The organism is Gottschalkia purinilytica (assembly GCF_001190785.1).
In the GTDB taxonomy this organism is placed as follows: domain Bacteria; phylum Bacillota; class Clostridia; order Tissierellales; family Gottschalkiaceae; genus Gottschalkia_A; species Gottschalkia_A purinilytica.
Genome location: NZ_LGSS01000006.1, coordinates 120,857 through 140,446, shown reverse-complemented (window position 1 = coordinate 140,446; position 19,590 = coordinate 120,857). Strand labels below are relative to the sequence as shown.

Genomic DNA, 19,590 nt, shown 5'->3' with positions numbered 1-19,590 from the left:
TCTTAGATGCTATTCTTAAAATAGGTTATTCTATTATTACCTGAAAAATTTAGAGTTAAACTTTTGTTTTAGAAATTTTTTTATATAGAATTTAGCTGCCATTGATATATATAATCCACTAAAAGTTATCTATTTATGCAGTTCCCGTTTCCTATAGTCTATTTCGAAATATTCATTTAAGATATATTCTTAAAAGATATTGCAGTACATTGGGCGGAAGGATCTATTAAGAAATTAGTTGTAGGAAAATTATATGTGGATATAAAGATGGAAGCTTTAAACCAAATAATAAAATTACTAGAGCTGAATTTACGACTCTTGTAGTAAATACTTTTAATCTAGAGTCTAGTACAAATAAAGTGTTTTCTGATACTGAAAACCATTAGGCAAAACAATATATATCAACTGCTGCCTCCCATGGTATTGTAAGTGGATATAATGAAAATCAATTTGGACCGGATGACTTTATCTCTAGAGAACAAATGGCAGTTATGATTGTAAATGTAGCTAAGCTTACTCCTAGTAATTCTAATAAAAACTTTGTTGATAAAAAAGATATTTCAGATTGGGTACAAAATTCAGTAAATACAGCAGAAGCTCATGGAATCATAAGTGGCTACCCAGACAATACTTTCAAGCCAAAAATTAATGCTACTAGAGCAGAAGCAGTGACAATTCTTATTAAAGTCTTGAAATAATAGGCACTTAGTTTATAAATTTTAAAGGATTTTTAAATTCAGATGGAGTTTTTCTCCATCTGAATTTTATAAAGAAAAATTCTTGTTCTAATAATCCCTTAATTTTATCCTAATTATAGCTATTTCCAACTCACTTTATAACTTCCTCTATGTTTTCTTCCATCTATTTTTATAATATAATTACTACCTTTTTCTACTTTAATAGTCTTTATTTCAGTTTTAGATGGATTTTTAGTTTCAAATATTTTATTTTCATTGCTGTCTAATAAAGATATTGTTATATCTCCTTTTTTAGTCTCTGCATCTATGTTAAATGTAATCTCTTTATCTTCTGAAAATTTGATATTCTTACTACGAGAACCTAGAAAGTACATATGCTTACCTTTCAAGCAATTAAATACATTACTTTTTATAGAAAGTAATGTTATTTCATTTCCAATAACTAATGGTCCTAGTGCTATAAAAAACAATAAAGCTATTAATGCTATAACTCCGATTTTCCTCATAAAGTCCCCCTGAATTTTATTCACTATTTAAAACTTTTAATCACATTCTTATTTTTATGTTATAAGCATAGTAATAGTGATAATTTTGCGATGTTTAATACTAGATTCTAAATCTGTTTTAATATAATTAGAATTCTCTATTTTTATAGAATTTTATTGATACAAAATAAGATAGTGTCAATATCAGTATTGAAATTAGTGCAATTGAAGTTCCTATTATCATATCATTTTTTGTAAAAGGTTTTATTGCTTCATATATGTTTTGAAAAAAACTAAGTTGTTTTATACTATTAAGACTTTGAACAACAAGTGCAAATCCAAAGAACACTACTAAATATAGTACTATAGATATAGTTCTTGACTTTGTATCTCCGAATTTAAAAAATATTGGAAGATATATACCTGCAAATAAGCTTAGTGCAAAAAAAGTTCCTAATAATCCCTCTATGTTAATAGAACTTAGATTTAGATTTAAACTCATTGGTAAACTTATCAGTTTAACAAGATGATATATTGATAGATACATTAAAATAGATAAGAAGAAAAATAATAGCATAGAAACATATTTAGACAAAACTATTTTGCTCCTCTTAACTGGTAAGCTATTCAACATAAAATGTGCCTTATTCTTATCATCATAAGTACATGAATTAGCTAAAAAAACATAACTTAACATCATAACAGCCGCTGTAAACCCACCAAGTCCTATTCCTTTAAATGCCATACCTGCTATAATTATATATATGAAATAAAATAACAAACTTTTTTTCTGAACTAATATATCTTTAAATACCAAATTAAGCATTTTTATTCCTCCTTGCATAATAAACCATTATATCCTCTAAATTAGGCTTATCTATAATAATGCTGTCTCCAAATATATCTCTAGCCCATTTCTTGTCTTTTACTAATGCTTCAAATCCATAATTATTTTCTTTTAATCCAATAAATTTATTAGTTATTTCTTCATTTAATAGTTCTTTATCACCTTTTATAATTCTATGGCTATCTAAAATATCATCTTTCTGCATACAAAATATTGTTTCTCCTTTATATATCATAGTAACAAAATCTGCTATCTTATCTAAATCTGAAGTTATATGTGTTGAAAAGAACACACTTTTGTTCTCGTCTTGTATTATGTTATATAATATATCTAAAAGTTCACTTCTAACTATAGGATCTAATCCTGCCGTAGGCTCATCCATTATCAATAGTTCAGCATCATGTGATAGTGCTATCGCAAGTGAAAATTTCATTTTCATACCTTTAGATAAATCTTTTATTTTTCTTTTTAACGGTAATTCAAATTCTTTAACATATTTATTAAAAATATCTTCACTCCATTTTTTATAAAAAGGTGCTACAATTTTTTTCATTTCAATTACAGTTAGTTCTTCATAAAAATAGTTTTCATCATATACAAATCCGATTCTACTTTTTATTTCTTGCTCATGTTTTATATTGTCTTTTCCAAATACTTTTATCTCTCCACTATCTTTTTTAAGTAAATTCATAATAAGCTTTATAGTAGTGCTTTTTCCTGATCCATTAGGTCCTATAAAACCCATAATATATCCTCTTTCAAGGGTTAAATTTATATTTTTTAAACTAAAGTCTTTAAAATCTTTTTTCAAATTTTTAATTTCAAGAATGGGTTCCATAATTATGCCTCCTCATAAAAAAATTTAAGCATTTCTTTTAGCTCTTCAAAAGTAATATTAATTGTTTTAGCAGCTGAAACAGCTTCTGCTAATTTTTCTTCCACTATTCTGACTCTACTTTCTCTTAAGAGTTCTTTATTTTGCGCAGAAACATACGATCCTTTTCCTGGTACTGTAGATATATATCCTTCTCTTTCTAGTTCTTCATAAGCCCTTTTGGTTGTAATGACACTTATTTTAAGCTCCTTTGCCAAATTTCTAATAGAAGGCAAAATCTGGGCTTCCTTTAACTCTCCATTAATTATTAGATCTTTTATTTGATGTGTTATCTGCTCATAAATAGGTCTATCTGAAGTATTCGATATAATAATCTTCAATCCACATCATCCTTCCAACATTATATACTGTATATATAGTATATATACAGTATATAAATCATATTCATATTTGTCAATAACTTTAAAGTAATTTAAACTCACATAACTTCAAAAAATTCTTTTTAAAAATATTTATGGCATAGAATCTTTAAATAAAAATTCATAAAAAAACACTATCAAATTTATTTAAATTGAATAAATCTAATAGTGTTTTTTCATATTTAGACTAACTAAAATTTTGATTTACAAGCTATTTATATATCTAGAATTTTAGTTCAATTTATACACATATCCTAATATCTTATTTTCTAATTCTAGTAACTTGTCCATTATTTATTTCCTTTAATATATCAGTTGATATTTTGATAAGAGAGCTTTCAGATCCTCCACCTGTATATACTATTTCTCTTTCCATTACTTTTGAATCTATAAGATATATCGCCTTATATCCAAAAGACGGTACACCGCCACATACATATCCTGTCTTCTCTCTTACTTCTTCTTCAGTAGCAATTCTAGGTCTTGTAATTCCTAATGCTTTTCCAACTCTGGTAGTACTTGCTCTATCTTCTCCCTTTACTATAGCAACTATAAGTTCTCCATCTTCATTAATCATACATATATTTTTAACAATATCATCTATTGAAATATTTGCTGAAATAGCAGCTTCTTCTACCGAGTGACAACTACTTTCAAATACCATATGTTCCCCTTTAATTTCATTATTCCTCATATATGATTTAATCTTTTCCTCGTAAATATCCATATTTAAGCCCCCTTGAATTAACCATAATTATTGATTATAGATTTTATATAGTAAGATAATAGAAATATAAACTTATAAGTTTCAAAACTATAATATTAAAACATATAGTAGTATTAATTTCTTTTAATATTATTAGTTATGATACTAGATATCAATGAAGATATAATAATTCCTATAAATAATCCATTTATAAGAATTACTATATACATACCTATATATTTGAATTTAATTCCATATGATATATATAATATACTATACAACAAAAAAGCCATTCCGACTAATATAACTCCTGAAAAATATACTATTTTTTTAATAGGTGAGATATGATGTATCTTCATAATAGTTGTATTTCTTTTCATAAATATAAAAACTAATATTATTATAAATCCTGCCATAGTGCTTCCATGTTGTAATATTTTATAAATAGGTATTTTATATTTAAATATACCAATTTTATTTAATAGAAAAGGTAGCATTTTTACCAATTCCCCATTTACATGAGTAAATCCATCCCATAGCACATGAGTAAACATTCCTATTATACTTGAATAACAAAAAATAAATAACTCTTTGAAAGATGCTATATTCCATTTGTCTAACGCAATATGATAATACCATTTGTCTATAGGACTTGGCATATTAAAGATAAGGGGTTTCTTTACAACATAATGAAATAAATATGCTATCAAAATACACATAAATAAGTTTAATGAAAAAAATCCTATTAACATATGCCCTATTTTCCCTACTGGTTTAAATCTAATAAAATATTCAAAGTCAGGTGCCATACTTCCAAGTACTAATCCAGTTAAACTAAAATATCTACTCCACTTACTTTTTATTGGGATAACTATTGCTGGATGAGAAAATGTAAAAGGCATATTTTCACTCCTTTATATAATAAAAATAATAAAATCAATTTATAGTATTTGCCAATACATTAGTCTTAATATATTGTCAAATAAGAAAGAAGCTATACTATAGCTTCTTTCTTGTTCATACGCAACACATTTATTTTATATCTTTAAGTACATCCATAATTATCTTTTTATATTCATCTTTACTACGTGCTCCTACTATAGGTTCTCCAACTATATTACCTTCTTTATCTATAAATATAGAAGTAGGGAATCCTGGAACTGACTTTAAAATATTATCTTTTAAAGTCTTATCTGGTATAATATTTGTAAATTCAACACCTTTGTTCTTAATTATATCTTGTGCTAATTTTTTTGTTTCATCATTTTCTATGTCTCCAATTAATCCTACAATATTTACTCCTTCTTTTTTTAAGTCTTTATAAAGTGCTTGTAGATCTTTCATTTCACTGATACAAGGCCCACAGAATGTTGCCCATACGTTTATCATTGTCAACTTATTATTTTGAAATATTTTTTCTGTTACTTCTTTTCCTTTTAAATCCTTAGCTTTGAATTCCGGTACTTTTTTTATATCAGATAATTTTTCTTCTGACTTTACTGGTTTAAATACTTTTATACTATTTTTCAAATTATCTATGTCTTTTGAAAGTTCATCATATATTTTTCTAGATTCATCAGATAAACTCTCAGTATTTGAATCTCCATAACATATATAATATGCTAAATTATCCTTCTCTTTTACTAATTCATTTTTAACACACTTAGTAAAATCCTCTATTTTCTTTCCACTATCTAATGATTTTTTCAATTTGTCTTTATCAAATGCAATTATATTTAAAAGTCTTAGCTGACTATTATGTATTTGTTCTAATATCTTTTCAGATTCTTCGTTTATATCTTCTAATTTTTTCTCATTCTCTTTTATAAGCTTTAATGTTTCAACAGGAACGAAGTCATGTATAATTGCACCATATATAGGATCATTCTTATCTTCTTTATTTTCTTCTAAAACAAATGCACTTATGTTTTCAGATTTAGACCACTTATCTGGTACTTTATATTCAACACCTAATTCATCTAATTTATAGTATCCTTCTTTATCTTTATTATCGGCTGTTTCTGTATTTACAGACTGTGTTGTACTTTTTTCTTTTGGTTTATTTTCTTTTTTACATCCTATAAAAAAAATAGATAAACTTAATACTAAAGCTATTAAAATAATCCCTTTTCTCATTTTTATCCCCCTTATATATTTATATCTTTTAATACTATTTTTGTACTCACTATATTCATTCTAATCTATAAACCTTAAAAACAGATTACTTTTTTCTTACTATTTGGTAATATTTGCATTACATTACATATAGAAAATCTTATAGATTAATCTAAATTAGTTATAGTAATTATGTTTTATGTATTCTTCAATAACAAATATAGCATATTTCCTAAATTTTAACTATCGATTTGTCTTTCAATAATATTACTTTTTTGTAAGTTTTATATTTTCAATGATATATTGTTTATTTAAGATTTATCAGACAAACAGTCTACTAAATGTTTTAGTTAATATAAATAGTTTAATCATTGCAGTTATATAGTTTGTATTATAAAATAGCTTTACAAATATTTTGAGCCTATTATATTTTCATCATAATAATATAAAGATACATTAGATATCGTATTTTCTTTACTGTTTATAAATTATTAGAAAGGTAGATATTATGAAATTATTTTACGAAACAAAAAACTTAATATTAAAAGTTTTGGATTCTTCTTATGCAAATATAGTTTTAAACTATCATATAAAGAATAAATTCTTTCTAGAAGAATGGGAACCATTAAGAGATGAATCTTTCTACACTTTAAGATTTCAAGAAAAATTACTTGAGAAAGATATGGATAGTCTTAAATCTGGAACTGCTCTTAGACTATAGATTTTTAAAAAAGATAATGAAACTAATCCTATAGGGTGTATAGCTTTTAGTAATATCGTAAGAGGTGCTTTTTTATCTTGTCACCTTGGATATAAATTAGATATGGATGAAGTTAATAAGGGATATATTACAGAAGCAATAAAAAAAGGAATAGATATAATGTTTAATAATTATGGTCTTCATAGAATTGAAGCTAATATAATGCCTAAAAATAAGCCATCATTAAGAGTTGTAGGAAAATTAGGCTTTTATAACGAAGGATTAGCTCGTAAATATTTGAAAATAAATGGAGTATGGGAAGATCATATACATATGGTTCTTTTAAATGATAACTTATAGTATAGTGCTATTTTTCTATCCCTAATTTAAATATTCTTTGAAGTATATCTTTACTCATAAAAAAGCTCCTTCTGACTTTATTGTTTTTAATTACTGACAGAAAGGAGCTTTGTTTGTTTAAATACAATCTTTTTCACATTTTTTTATATTTCCATAAGCATTAAAAGTTTAATCTTATAAATATGTTATTCTTCTATTTTCTCTAATTTAAAAATATTGATTACTGCTGCATCTGGACAACATATTTTTATTTCTCCATCACTATCTTTAGGTATATCTCCACCATATCTTAATATATCAACGTATGGAAAAGCTACGTGCATAGCCATTGGACATAGCTTTCCTCTTTCTGTGTCAAAATCAAAAGTATCTCCTATTTTATGTCCACGATGACATCCCATTTTTCCTATTTTATCTACTAAAGTAATCTTAATTTTAGGTCTTTTAGACATAATTTCCCTCACCTTATTTAATATATTTTAATTTAAATGAGTAATCTTTAATTATATCATATCAGCTGTTTATATTAATAATTAATTTATTTTTCTCTATCCCTATGATTCTTTAATTATATGAAGTTTATTTATAATCTTTTTTATCTTCTTTTTGCTGCCATAAGACCAATTGTGAAGTTTGTTTACGGCAAACTATTTTCATAAACATAATCAATTAATTTCTCCATAATCATTTTGAATATTATTATAAAATTTCTATAAGCTTTGCTTTTTTAGAATAATATCTACTATGAAGATACAACATTAATCTTTTCCTTGTCAAACTCAATCTTTACAATCTCATTTATGTCATAATAAACATCCCAATAGTTATCATTATTACACCAGATTTTAATATCAAAGTTTACAGAATCTTTGACTAACTCACCTACTCTAATTATTGGTTTAGGTTCTTTCAATATTAGCTCATGACTTTCAACTATTTTTCTAAAAATTTCTTTTGCCTTTTCAATATTTTCATTACGATCAATACTAAAGACTAAATCTACTCTTCTAGTTTTTTCTACTGAAAAGTTAGTAAGTTTACTATTCGCTAAGCTTGCATTTGGTATAGTAACTTTTTTGTTATCTGTTGTATTTAAGGATGTATATAATAAATTTATATCTTTTACAGTTCCAGAAAATCCTTCTACTTCTATAAAATCTCCTATACTAAATGTTCTAGAAGTAAGTATTATTACTCCTCCTGCAAAGTTAGATAGACTATCTTTTAACGCTAACCCAATTGCTAGTCCTGATGTACCTAATATAGTAATAAATGGACTCATTGGTAATCCTAAAGCTATAGCAGAAGTTACTATAACTAAAACTTTTAGTGTAAAATTCATAAATGATTTAAGAAATGAAAACAGTGAATCATCCATTTTTCTTTTTTTAAAACTATTTTCCGCCACTTTTATAATCCACTTAGTTATCCAAAGTCCTACTATAAGAACTAATATAGCCCATAGTAGATTTGGACCTTTATCTACAATTAGTTCAAACCCTTTATCTTTAAAGTTACCTAAATTCATACTTTTCCTCCTAACAATAATTATATTAAGTGGTTAATATTACTTTTTTGTATTTTACTATCTTAAGATTTAGTCTCTATAAAGTGTACTCTTGTTTATTATATATTTATAAAAAACAAAAAACTATAGTTGAAACACTATAGTTTTTTATACCACTAAATTCATTTTTTAACATATTCAAAATTTCTTTTTAAGTTTAAAAGAATGATTCCTAGAACTACCATGCTAAGTCCTATTAATAATTTTATTGTAAACACTTCACCTTTAATAAATATTACCGAAAGAATAGATCCTGATATAGGTATAAATAATCTATATATGCTTATTTCTCCAGCTTTATTATACTTTAAGAGCACATTCCATAAAAGAAATGCAGTAGCTGAAAGAAATGCGCCATATATTAATAATGAAAAGCTTATACTTTCAAAAACAAGAGTTTTCCCTTGCATTCCAACTTTTCCGACTACTAATAATACAATTGAGCCTAGTAACATTTGCCATCCTGTAAGAAGAACTGGATTTATTTTTTTTGAAACAGACTTTACATATATAGTAGAAAAACTACTCATTAATGCTGACGCTATTAAAAATCCTTCTCCCATGAGTTTAAATGTAGGATCAAATCCTTTTCCAATGTTAACTATAAATATTCCACCAAATCCTAATAATAGACTTATTACTTTTCTTGTATCTATTTTATCATCGTTATATATAAGATGAGCAAAGATTACTACTAAAAAAGTTCCACTCGATTGAAGTATGGCACTTTTTATACCTGAAGTATTTGCAACTCCTATATAGAAAAAGAAATATTGTAGTGTAGTCTGTAAGATTCCAATAAAAAGAACATCTTTGAAATGTTCTGCTTTTATCCCTAATTTTAGCTTAAGTACAACTTTAGCAACTATAAAAACTAGAATTGAAGCCATAAAAAATCTTATCCCTGCAAGATATATCTTAGAAAATATATCTGAAGCTTCTATTCCCATTTTTTCATAACTAACTTTAAGAACAGGAAAAGCACTACCCCAAAGAGTTGCACATATAATAGATATAATTATTACATTAATTTTTTTTGTAAAAATTCTTTTCACTTATATCTCCCTTCTTCTTTAGATATTTATATATCTTTATCTAAGATTACTTTAATTTATCTTTATTGCTTTTATAAATGAAAATTAATATCATTTTCCTATCCAATTCTATATTAAATCCGACAAATAGTAAAGTTCATAAAGTATATCTAATATTTACTTTATTTAAAATATATAATAATTTAAATAACAAATTAAAGATCATGAAAAAATATAATCTTAATCCTCTCATGATCTTAATTTATTTATATAATAACTATTTCTATATAAATATAGTATCTTAATATAATATCTCTAATATGTCTTCAGATTATTTTAAATATTACTCTATTTTAAATTGGTCTATGATATCTTGTAATATCTTAGCCTCTTTTGCATTTTCATCGGCCATTTTATTTACTGTTATTGTATTTTCAACAATATCTGATGTATTCTCTGAAATATCTTGAATACCTGTTGCACCTTCATTTACTGTTATTGCCGTTTCATTTATAGCAGTAGCTATACTTGATATGGACGTACTTAATTGTGTTGCTGCTTCATCAAAGTCTACTATTATTTGATTTACTGTAGTAGCATCTTTACTATACTGTTCGCTAACGTCAATCAGTTTTTCATAGTCTTGTAATACTTTCTCATCTATGAAAGATAGTATTGATTCAGAATTTTCTTTCATATAGCTAACAGAGTAATATACTTTATTTACTACGTCTTGAATATTTTCTGCTGTTTTAGATGACTCTTCTGCTAGTTTTCTAATCTCATCTGCTACTACTGCAAATCCTCTTCCAGATTCTCCAGCTCTAGCAGCTTCTATAGCAGCATTAAGAGCTAGTAAATTTGTTTGACTAGTTATATCCAATATACTCTCTGCCAACAAGTTTATCTGAGTGATTGTATCTGATTCTTTTATTGCCTTCTCCATATTTGATTTTACATTATTGTATATTGTTTTAGTATTTTCTGTTGAATCTAAAGCTTCTTTTTTCAATTCATCTGCTCGTTGAGTTATTTGTTCCACAATTTCTGATCCTTCTCTAGATTTATTTGCTATCATTTCCACATTAGAATCCACTTCCTGAATAGTTGCTGATATCTCCTCTGCCGAAGCAGCCGTTTCTTCCATTCCAGCAGATAATTCTTCTGTAGTAGCAAAATTATTATGAGCACTTTCCTCAACTCTTGATGTTAGATTCTGAAGTTTATCTGAATTATTAAATACATTATTTGATACTTCTATAAGTTTCGATGCTGTTTCTCTTAATACATTTCTAGTTTCAAATGTTGATTCAGCCATTATTCCTATTTCATCTTTATTATCTAATAAATATTCATAGTCTTTATCACTTTTAAGGTCAAGTTCAGAAGTTTTTTCTATAAGTTTAGATATCTCTACAATTGGATTTGAAATTCCTGATGCTATAAAAATACCTACACATAAAGCTATTACTGCTCCTATTATCTCTGCAATTATAGTAAATAATCCCATTTGATGAACTGGACTCATTATATCATCAACATCTCCTACTAATACTAAAGTCCAATTAGTTTCAGGAATAATGCTATATGAAGCCTTTTTGTCTTTTCCTTTATATTTATATTCAATAAATTTAGTTTCAACTTTTTCTTCATTTTTCACTCTAGTTACAACTTCTTTTATATTATCATTTTCAACTGGCTTTCCTATTTTTTCTTTTGTAGGATGATAAATCATAGTTCCTTTCTCATCAACTAAATATGTATAACTAGACTTCATTCCTAATATTCTAGAATTTTTTATATATTTTATTAAATCATTTGCATAAACTGCAGACCCAACAAAACCTATTGTATCGTTATTATTTTTTATTGGATATGTAAATACTAAAATAAAATTTCCAGTAAATTTAGACTTTAGTGTTTCACTAATAAATGGTTTCCCTGTAGAAAGAACTTTTTTAGTATGTTCTCTATCACTTATATCTTGATTAATAAACTTGGCATCGCTACCTGAAACAATAACTCCATCTTTATCTACAACAAATATGTGTTCTAGATTTTTAGCTTCCTTTACTACTTCTTCTAGCCTTTTATTAACAGATAATTTAAGTTCATCTCTGTGTACAATTTCCCCACTATTTTCTTTGTTTAACATGTCTATGATATCTCTTTGTTTAGCTATTAAAGATAGATTTCCAATTTCTTTGTCAATCATTAAACGTATTATATTTATATCCTCTTCACATCCTTCTTTGATAGCCTTTTCAGTAATTGATACGATAGTAGATGATGATTTAAAATAATTAAAAGTTCCCATTGCAGTAATTGATAATACCATCATCGTTACCATAATAATTGACAGTTTCTTTTTTATCGACATTCCCTTTCCCCCTTATGTTCTTTTAATGTTTTCATATTTTTATATGTCATTCATACCCTCTTTTTTAAAAAACAATTTATATTTTTTAATTAAAACTAGTTTTGGGTATAAAAAATGTCCCCAAGATTTGGGGACCAATTTATAAAACTATGATTAAAATGTAATTTTGTAATATATTATATATTATAGCATATTTTTGTATAAATTCATCTCTTTTTGTCAAATTTTTATAACTTTTTTTTAAATAACATCGTTAAACCCATTTTATTATTCATAATGTAATAAATAATCTACATTACTAAATATTAAATTCAATCAATTTATAATTAAAATTTCTATTCTTCATATTTTTATTATGATTTTAGAATACTTCTACTATTTATCATAATTACATTATATATCTAAATCTTACCTTTTATTTTTTCATTCCAATATATCTTGGAGTTCTCTTTTTATAATCTAAGTATTCTTTATGAAACATTTTTTCAAGATGTTTTTCTTCTTGTAATATCAATTTGTGAATTGATATTATATTTAAAATTAATACAATTAAAGTTAAATAATCTTGATATATAAAAAATAAACCTAAAAACATTAAATAAAATCCAACAAATGCAGGATTTCTACTATACTTATATATTCCATTTGTTATAAGCTCTGACTTATTTATTTTATCTATTCCTACTCTCCAAGAACTTTTCATATTTATCATAGCAATAATAAATATGAGTACTCCTATCGTTATAGTCAAAAGCCCAATATAACTTAATACTTTATTCTTAAATAAAAAAGATAACTTTTGACTTATTATATTATTGAAAAATATTTCAGCTATCCAAGTTAATCCCCAAATAAAAGTTGTAGTTTTTACAGTTATTTCTGTAAGTTTTATATTTCTGTCTTTTACCCCTTTTCCCAATGTGTTGGCTCTTAAATTGTTCCTCTTATAAAGAATAATTAGTTTCAATGAATATGATATTATAAATATTAAAAATAAAATTAATGATAGTAAATTTAATATCTTCATATGGTAACCCCCTTAATGTGTACTGATAAAAAATAGTATATATATTTTATTCTATGTTGAATATTATAAATACTATTTAATCTCTTACTTTCTGTTATTTTTTATTTTATTCAAATATGAATATATGTTCATATGTTTGTTAATAGTTTATTATTTTATATAAACTATGTCAATATATTTTATACTCAAAATAATAAAATAAAGAGTATCGATAAGTTCGATACTCTAAATAGTTTCAATTAATTAATTATTTTTTATATATTCCCTACAGCATTTAATCCTACTTCTCCTGTTTCAAAAGCTAGTAAATGATCTGCCCACTTTGATGCCCATTCTCTAAGCTCTTCTACTTCTAGTGGAGATGGTACTCTAGACTCTGTATGATTAATTATTTTTTCTGCTAAAGAAGTATATATCTTAGCCTGTTCTGAATCAGGTGCAGCTTCTATAGTAGTTTTTCCTTGTAGTTCACTTTGAGTTACCGTAACAGATCTAGGTATATATTCTACTACTTTTGTATTAGTTTTTTCTACAAAGTCATCTATAATTTCTTTAGCATACGGAGCATTTATAGAATTTGCTATAACGCCTCCTAGTAATGCTCCACCTGCATTTGAATATTTTTTTATACCTTTAAAAAGATTATTAGCAGCATAAACTGCCATAAAGTCAGCAGAAGAAACTGTAAAAACATGCTCTGCTATTCCTTCCCTTATAGGTACTGCAAATCCTCCACATACAACGTCACCTAAAACATCGTATATTACATAATCAAGATCAAGTTCTTCAAAAACTCTTTGCTGTTTAAAAAGCTGTACTGCTGTTATAATTCCCCTACCTGCACATCCTACTCCTGGAGCAGGTCCACCAGCCTCTACACAATATATACCATTAAATCCTTGATGTATAACTTCATGTGCTTTTACTGCATTTTTTTCTCTTAAAGTATCTAAAACAGTGGGAATATATTTACCTCCTCTTAGAGTATCTGTAGAATCACTTTTAGGATCACATCCAAACTGCATTACTTTATATCCAGCATTTGATAAGGCTGCACTTATATTTGAAGTAGTTGTAGACTTTCCTATTCCACCTTTACCATAGATTGCTATTTGCTTGATTTTTTTAGCCATTTATGTCACTCCTATCAAAACATTAATTTATCATTTAATAACTTTTATCTAATGTCTAACAGTTCTATCTAAACAATTTTTTACTTTATTGATAACTTTGTAAAATACTACTATATATATCTTCTGTAAGCCTTAGTCCACCGTCATACCCAACATAATGTCTATTTAAAATTAATCTATCTGTAATTGGAAGACTTATACTTAAATGATATCCATCTAATTCTTTAGCTAAGTCACTATCCCAAGTCCCTCCAATTATTAAAGGTGAGTATCTATTTCCATATTGTCTTAGCTTTTCATGTATTTTTCCTCCATCAGCTATAAAAGAAACTTCTGTAGATACGCCAGGGGCTAATTTTAAAAGCTGCTCTTCAATTAAACTTCTATATTCATTAGGTGCTTCATCAGTAATAAATTGATGTCCTGGAAGTAAACTTAGATCATTTGCGAGAAACTTACTTATACCAATTGTGTAAAATGAATCTGCAATATTAAAAAATCTTCCTGGCAATCCATATCTAAATTCTAAAAGAAAGTCTGCTGCTTTTTCTAAATAGTAGTAATATGAACTTTCTTGTTCTTTAATATATTCATCTACTATTTTTTCATCTATATTAGCAAACCTTCCAACTGCTTTTAAAAACTTACTAGTTTCAACTGCTCCTATTGGAATACTTGGGTATTGTAGCCATGGAGTCCCAAATTTTGATTCTAAGAGTTCTGCTATTTTAACTCCTACCCAAGGAGAAATAACTAAGTTAAACTGTGCTGAAGGAATCTGTTTCCAAGATTTAAAGCCACCTGACTTTTCCCCAAATAAAATATTCGCCTTAAGTCCTATTCCTTCTAAGAGTCTTTTTATTGCCTGTAAATTACCATCCCAAAATGGATCTTGGTATGGAACCACTGACCATATATTTACAAGTCCTTCTATTCTTTCACCAGCATCTTCAATTGTCTGATTTATAATAGATTCAAGTACAAGTTCATGTCCATTATATGAATTTCCTTTAAATCCTCCTGTTTCTGCATATGCTATAGGCACATCTCTATTAGTAAACTCACTAACTACTTGGGCTACATCATCACCAACTATATCTGATGTACAGCCTGTAAGGACTACGAAAAAATCCCCGTCCATAACTTTTAATGCTCCATCAATTACTTCTCTTAATCTTTCCTCTCCTCCAAAAACAACATCTCTTTCCGTAGTATTAGTACATGGAATAGCACTACCTCCTACATATCCAGATCCTTGATATCCACTACTAAAACTTGCTCCTCCAAATATCTTTGAGCTACATCCAGGCCCAGCATGCAGTATTGGTATAGCTCTATCTATTGCAACTATAGTCTGCTGTGCCGCAAGTGTACAGAATTGTCTTGGATATTCTATTATTTCACTCACCTGCATTCCCCCCTAAAAAGTAAAATGGATCTTGCTCTAACCACCATTTTGTATATGGTAACTTAGTGTATTTAGACAAGTTCTTTACATATGATGAGTTTGTTATCATATCATATATTTTTTGACCATAGTTTATTATTCCTTGATATCCAAGTCCAAACTGTTCATCACCAATTAACATTGTAGGAATCCCTAATTTAGCACCCCATATCGACATACCACTATGTCTAACTATAAATATGTCAGGCTCTACTCTATTTAATAGATTAACCATTTCAAAGCTTTGTTTATTACATACAGTTAATTGAATATCTCCATAAGTATCTACAACATGTTTCAAACTATCTGAAGTCTCATCTCTATTATCAAGTATTGGATCATGATGCCATGTACATGCTCCTGCGACTTGAATTCCTAGTTCTTTTAATACTGAAATAATACTATGCCCATGTACAGCTCCTGCTGCTACAAAAGCTTTTTTACCTTTAAGTTTATTTCTTAAGTCCTGAAGTTCTTCTTCAATCCTTTGTTTCTCTGATATAATAAGTTCCTCCACTTCTTTTTCTTTTCCTACTATATTGCCAAGTTCCCTTAGCCATATATCTGTTCCCAATATTCCATAAGGTGGAGGGGATTTTACTTCTGGGACTCCAAACTCCTGTTCAAGTGCAGTGGAAAAGTATGTTCCTAGTGTTGAACACACTTGTATTGTTGCAGCTGCTTCAGATAGTTTTTCTAACTGAGTTATAGTAGTAAAAGGAACTATATAATTTGGAATAAGTCCTAATTTTTCAAATAGATTGCTAAAATAGTCGTCTCCCCAAAAATTAATTATATTTATAATATTATTACTTTTATTTTTAGGAGGCTTAACTATTTTTTTTAAAATCCCATGATATGCAGCATCAAATCCAGTTGCCCATATTTTAGATCTAAATCCTTCACAGAATATAGGTACGATAGGTATTCCTAATTCACTTTCAGCTTTTTCTACAGCTCCATTCACATCATCTCCTATTATCCCTGATCCACATGATGTAGTAACAAATATTGCTTTTGGATTGTATCTCTCATATGCTTCTTTTATAGTTTTTTCAAGCTTTTCATTTCCTCCATAAATCATATCTTTTTCTCTAAGATTTGTACTTATAAGTCGTACATTCTTAAGTTTCATTTTTCTTTTTATTTGACCTGTTCTATTGATGAAATTGAATTCTGGGAAATCACCTGAACACCCTAATGGCGCATGATTTATAACTACAGCATCTTGTATCATAGCAAGTTGACATATAGCTGTACCTGAACTACAAGAAGAACATTGAGTAAATGATCTTTCCCTATCATTTAGTACACTTTTCCTTGAACAATTTGAAAGATCTTTAGCACTTCCATGATAGCCTGTAATGGAACCTAGCCTATTCTCTCTTATTTGTAAATCTTCATTTAATAAATTTATAGTCATATACACTCACCCCTAGTGATTTTCAATTTTTAATTATTGTATATGTCCTTATATAAGCATCTGCTTTTATAAATTAAAATGCAGGTATAACAGCAGAGCCATATTTTTCTTTTATGAAGTCTTTAATATCATCTGAAGTCAAAGATTCTACTAGTTTTTTTATTTCTTCTTTATTCTCATCTTCTTTTCTTACTACAACCACATTACTATATGGAGATGTAGCATCTTCTCTAAATATAGCTGTTTCTGGATCTATATTTGCTTCTAAAACTCTATTAGTATTTATTACAGCTCCCTCTACATCTTGTAAAACTCTTGTTAATTGACCTGAGTCTACTTCAACAAACTCCAAGTTTTTAGGATTTTCTACAATATCTTTTGGAGTAGCACTATAATCCTCTATTCCTGGTCTTAATTTTATTAATCCATTAGATTCTAGTAAAACTAATGCTCTATATTCATTTGATGGATTATCTGGAATAGCTATTTTAGACCCTTTTTTTATCTCTTCTATAGTTTTTATACTTTTAGAATAAAATCCTATAGGCTCAATATGTATATTTCCTACAACTGAAAAGTCATATCCTCTTTCTTTTGATATAGATTCAAGATATGGAACGTGTTGAAAAAAATTTGCGTCTATCTGTTTTTCTTCAAGTGCTTGATTTAACTGACCATCATCATCAATAGTTACAATCTCAATATTTATGCCTTTCTTCTTTAACTTTGGTTTCACAAACTCTAATATTTCTGAATGAGGAACTAATGAAGCCCCTATTTTAATAGTAGATTCTTTACTTTCTTTTATATTTTTAGATTTAGTTACTGTATCTTTACTACATCCAGTTAAAATTCCTACTATTAAAATAATCGTTGTAAAAATAGAAAACAGTCTCTTCTTCATTTTATTTCCCCCTATTCTTATTTATTTTTTATATCTCTTATTATCTATTCTTCTAGATAATAGATCTCCTGAAAACTGAACTAATTGAACCATTACTACAAGAATTATTACAGTAAGTATGAGTATATCTGTTCTAAATCTCATATATCCAAATCTTATAGCAAGGCTTCCTAGACCTCCTGCCCCTATACTTCCTGCTATAGCTGTAAATCCAATAATACCTATTATCCCTATCGTTATCCCTCTAAATAAAGATGGTAATGCTTCTGGTATCAAAACCTTTACTATTATTTGAATAGGACTTGCTCCCATAGCTAATGCTGCCTCTATTTTTCCGTGTTCAACTTCTTTTAAATTACTCTCTATTATTCTTGCTATAAATGGTGCTGAACCTATAGATAAAGATACTATTGCAGCATTTGTCCCGATACTTGTTCCTACTATTAATCTTGCAATTGGTAGCAAAATAATTATAAGTATTATTTCTGGAAGAGATCTTATAAAGTTGATTATTCCTCCTAGTATTTTATTTAAAGTAGATAAAGGATATATGCCATCTTTTTCAGTAATTACAAGAGCTGTTCCTAGTGGAAGTCCTATGAGAATTGCTATAATAGTAGTTAATGTAACCATGTAAATAGTTTCTTGAAATCCTTTTAATAAAATTTCATATACATCACTATTCATATCCCACCACCCTCTGCATATAGAATTTTTCCTTGAAAGCTATTTGTAATATTTATAAACTTTTTAGCTGTATCACTTTTAGGATTGAGAAATAAAGATTCTGTAGTCCCTTTTTCAACTATTGTTCCGTGTTCTAATACAGCCATATTGTTTGAACTATATCTTAAAACATCGAGTTCATGTGTAATTAGCACAATAGTAAGTTTTAACTTTTTATTGATATTTTTTAAAAGTTCTAATATTGAATAAGTAGTCTGTGGATCAAGTGCTGAAGTTGCTTCATCACTTAATAGTACGTCTGGTTCATTGGCAAGGGCTCTTGCTATTCCGACTCTTTGCTTTTGTCCTCCACTTAATTGCATTGGATAGGCGTCTTTTTTATCTCCTAGTTCAACAAGATCTAGTATTTCATCTACTTTATCTTTTATAAGACTTTTCTTCATACCTGAAATTTCTAATGGAAAGGATATATTTTCAAAAACTGTTCTTGAATCAAACAAGTTAAAATGTTGAAATATCATTCCTATCTTTTTTCTTGCTTCTTTAAGTTGCTCTTTATTCATTAAAGTGATATCTTTACCTCTAATCGTGATAGTTCCACTATCTGGTTCCTCCAGTCTATTTATACATCGTATTAAAGTCGATTTTCCAGCTCCACTAAAGCCAATTATTCCAAATATGTCCCCTTCATTTATAGTAAGATTGATGTCTTTCAAAACTTCAATTTTTTCATAAGGAGTTATAAAAGTTTTATTTAAGCCTTTTATTTCAATCATTTTTCTCCTCCAATATTTTTCTTCATCTATCACTTATACAGATAGTC

General features: G+C 27.3%; 22 protein-coding genes and 1 pseudogene. 5 read left to right on the top strand and 18 right to left on the bottom strand.

The features are described 5' to 3' along the window. Positions 1-233 precede the first annotated feature (233 nt). The 3 genes and pseudogenes from CLPU_RS18245 (at position 234) to CLPU_RS08235 (ending at position 698) form a co-directional block, all read left to right on the top strand. On the top strand, positions 234-386 hold the full coding sequence (locus CLPU_RS18245; protein WP_082154151.1) for an S-layer homology domain-containing protein: 153 nt from the start codon (positions 234-236) through the stop codon (positions 384-386). Positions 387-398: 12 nt separating this feature from the next. After that, positions 399-476, top strand: a pseudogene (locus CLPU_RS18240) (S-layer homology domain-containing protein); the annotation flags it as partial. A gap of 6 nt (positions 477-482) precedes the next feature. Beyond that, a complete protein-coding gene (locus tag CLPU_RS08235) occupies positions 483-698 on the top strand; it encodes an S-layer homology domain-containing protein (protein WP_050355182.1) in 216 nt (71 codons plus the stop codon). A 119-nt stretch (positions 699-817) separates the two neighbouring features. On the opposite strand, the gene CLPU_RS08230 is transcribed toward CLPU_RS08235, so the two are convergent. The 7 genes from CLPU_RS08230 to CLPU_RS08200 form a co-directional block, all read right to left on the bottom strand. Continuing rightward, a complete protein-coding gene (locus CLPU_RS08230) occupies positions 818-1,204 on the bottom strand; it encodes a hypothetical protein (RefSeq protein ID WP_050355181.1) in 387 nt (128 codons plus the stop codon). Between the two features lie 127 nt (positions 1,205-1,331). Further along, a complete protein-coding gene (locus CLPU_RS08225; protein ID WP_050355180.1) occupies positions 1,332-2,009 on the bottom strand; it encodes an ABC-2 transporter permease in 678 nt (225 codons plus the stop codon). Continuing rightward, positions 2,002-2,868 (bottom strand): ABC transporter ATP-binding protein, encoded by an 867-nt coding sequence (locus tag CLPU_RS08220; protein ID WP_050355179.1) that lies wholly within the window; start codon positions 2,866-2,868, stop codon positions 2,002-2,004. Before CLPU_RS08220 ends, CLPU_RS08225 begins: the two co-directional genes overlap by 8 nt. 2 nt (positions 2,869-2,870) lie before the next feature. Beyond that, complete coding sequence (locus tag CLPU_RS08215; RefSeq protein ID WP_050355178.1) at positions 2,871-3,245, bottom strand: GntR family transcriptional regulator; 375 nt, start codon at positions 3,243-3,245, stop codon at positions 2,871-2,873. A gap of 301 nt (positions 3,246-3,546) precedes the next feature. Further along, a complete protein-coding gene (locus CLPU_RS08210; RefSeq protein WP_097677549.1) occupies positions 3,547-4,011 on the bottom strand; it encodes an aminoacyl-tRNA deacylase in 465 nt (154 codons plus the stop codon). Between the two features lie 113 nt (positions 4,012-4,124). Next, entirely contained in the window at positions 4,125-4,892 is a 768-nt protein-coding gene (locus CLPU_RS08205; protein ID WP_050355177.1) for a DUF4184 family protein, read from the bottom strand. Positions 4,893-5,022: 130 nt separating this feature from the next. Then, positions 5,023-6,126, bottom strand: a complete 1,104-nt coding sequence (locus CLPU_RS08200; protein ID WP_050355176.1) for a TlpA family protein disulfide reductase — start codon at positions 6,124-6,126, stop codon at positions 5,023-5,025. A 487-nt stretch (positions 6,127-6,613) separates the two neighbouring features. On the opposite strand from CLPU_RS08200, the gene CLPU_RS17655 reads away from it, so the two are divergent. Together CLPU_RS17655 and CLPU_RS17650 are read left to right on the top strand one after the other, a co-directional pair. Next, positions 6,614-6,826: a GNAT family protein gene (locus CLPU_RS17655; protein WP_200898534.1), complete on the top strand. Its 213-nt coding sequence runs from the start codon at positions 6,614-6,616 to the stop codon at positions 6,824-6,826. Then, on the top strand, positions 6,827-7,165 hold the full coding sequence (locus tag CLPU_RS17650) for a GNAT family N-acetyltransferase (RefSeq protein WP_200898539.1): 339 nt from the start codon (positions 6,827-6,829) through the stop codon (positions 7,163-7,165). 185 nt (positions 7,166-7,350) lie between these two features. Here the strand turns inward: CLPU_RS17650 and CLPU_RS08190 are convergent, their stop codons facing one another. The 11 genes from CLPU_RS08190 to CLPU_RS08140 all read right to left on the bottom strand — a co-directional run bounded on the left by CLPU_RS08190 (position 7,351) and on the right by CLPU_RS08140 (position 19,543). Further along, positions 7,351-7,617 (bottom strand): TIGR04076 family protein, encoded by a 267-nt coding sequence (locus CLPU_RS08190; RefSeq protein WP_050355175.1) that lies wholly within the window; start codon positions 7,615-7,617, stop codon positions 7,351-7,353. Between the two features lie 290 nt (positions 7,618-7,907). Continuing rightward, on the bottom strand, positions 7,908-8,693 hold the full coding sequence (locus CLPU_RS08185) for a mechanosensitive ion channel family protein (RefSeq protein WP_050355174.1): 786 nt from the start codon (positions 8,691-8,693) through the stop codon (positions 7,908-7,910). A 161-nt stretch (positions 8,694-8,854) separates the two neighbouring features. Further along, positions 8,855-9,787: a DMT family transporter gene (locus CLPU_RS08180; protein ID WP_050355173.1), complete on the bottom strand. Its 933-nt coding sequence runs from the start codon at positions 9,785-9,787 to the stop codon at positions 8,855-8,857. Between the two features lie 322 nt (positions 9,788-10,109). After that, positions 10,110-12,146 carry a methyl-accepting chemotaxis protein gene (locus tag CLPU_RS08175; protein WP_050355172.1) on the bottom strand — a complete coding sequence of 679 codons (2,037 nt, stop codon included), beginning with the start codon at positions 12,144-12,146 and terminating at the stop codon, positions 10,110-10,112. 415 nt (positions 12,147-12,561) lie between these two features. Continuing rightward, on the bottom strand, positions 12,562-13,173 hold the full coding sequence (locus CLPU_RS08170) for a methyltransferase family protein (RefSeq protein WP_050355171.1): 612 nt from the start codon (positions 13,171-13,173) through the stop codon (positions 12,562-12,564). A gap of 254 nt (positions 13,174-13,427) precedes the next feature. Beyond that, positions 13,428-14,306 carry a nitrogenase iron protein gene (gene nifH / locus CLPU_RS08165; RefSeq protein WP_050355170.1) on the bottom strand — a complete coding sequence of 293 codons (879 nt, stop codon included), beginning with the start codon at positions 14,304-14,306 and terminating at the stop codon, positions 13,428-13,430. Positions 14,307-14,391: 85 nt separating this feature from the next. Further along, complete coding sequence (locus tag CLPU_RS08160) at positions 14,392-15,720, bottom strand: nitrogenase component 1 (RefSeq protein WP_235436142.1); 1,329 nt, start codon at positions 15,718-15,720, stop codon at positions 14,392-14,394. Beyond that, complete coding sequence (locus CLPU_RS08155) at positions 15,707-17,176, bottom strand: nitrogenase component 1 (protein WP_050355168.1); 1,470 nt, start codon at positions 17,174-17,176, stop codon at positions 15,707-15,709. The genes CLPU_RS08160 and CLPU_RS08155 overlap by 14 nt, the downstream gene beginning before the upstream one ends. Before the next feature lie 73 nt (positions 17,177-17,249). After that, positions 17,250-18,080 (bottom strand): MetQ/NlpA family ABC transporter substrate-binding protein, encoded by an 831-nt coding sequence (locus tag CLPU_RS08150; RefSeq protein ID WP_050355167.1) that lies wholly within the window; start codon positions 18,078-18,080, stop codon positions 17,250-17,252. Positions 18,081-18,101: 21 nt separating this feature from the next. Beyond that, on the bottom strand, positions 18,102-18,767 hold the full coding sequence (locus CLPU_RS08145) for a methionine ABC transporter permease (protein WP_050355166.1): 666 nt from the start codon (positions 18,765-18,767) through the stop codon (positions 18,102-18,104). After that, entirely contained in the window at positions 18,764-19,543 is a 780-nt protein-coding gene (locus tag CLPU_RS08140; protein ID WP_050355165.1) for a methionine ABC transporter ATP-binding protein, read from the bottom strand. Before CLPU_RS08140 ends, CLPU_RS08145 begins: the two co-directional genes overlap by 4 nt. Between the last annotated feature and the right edge of the window lie 47 nt (positions 19,544-19,590).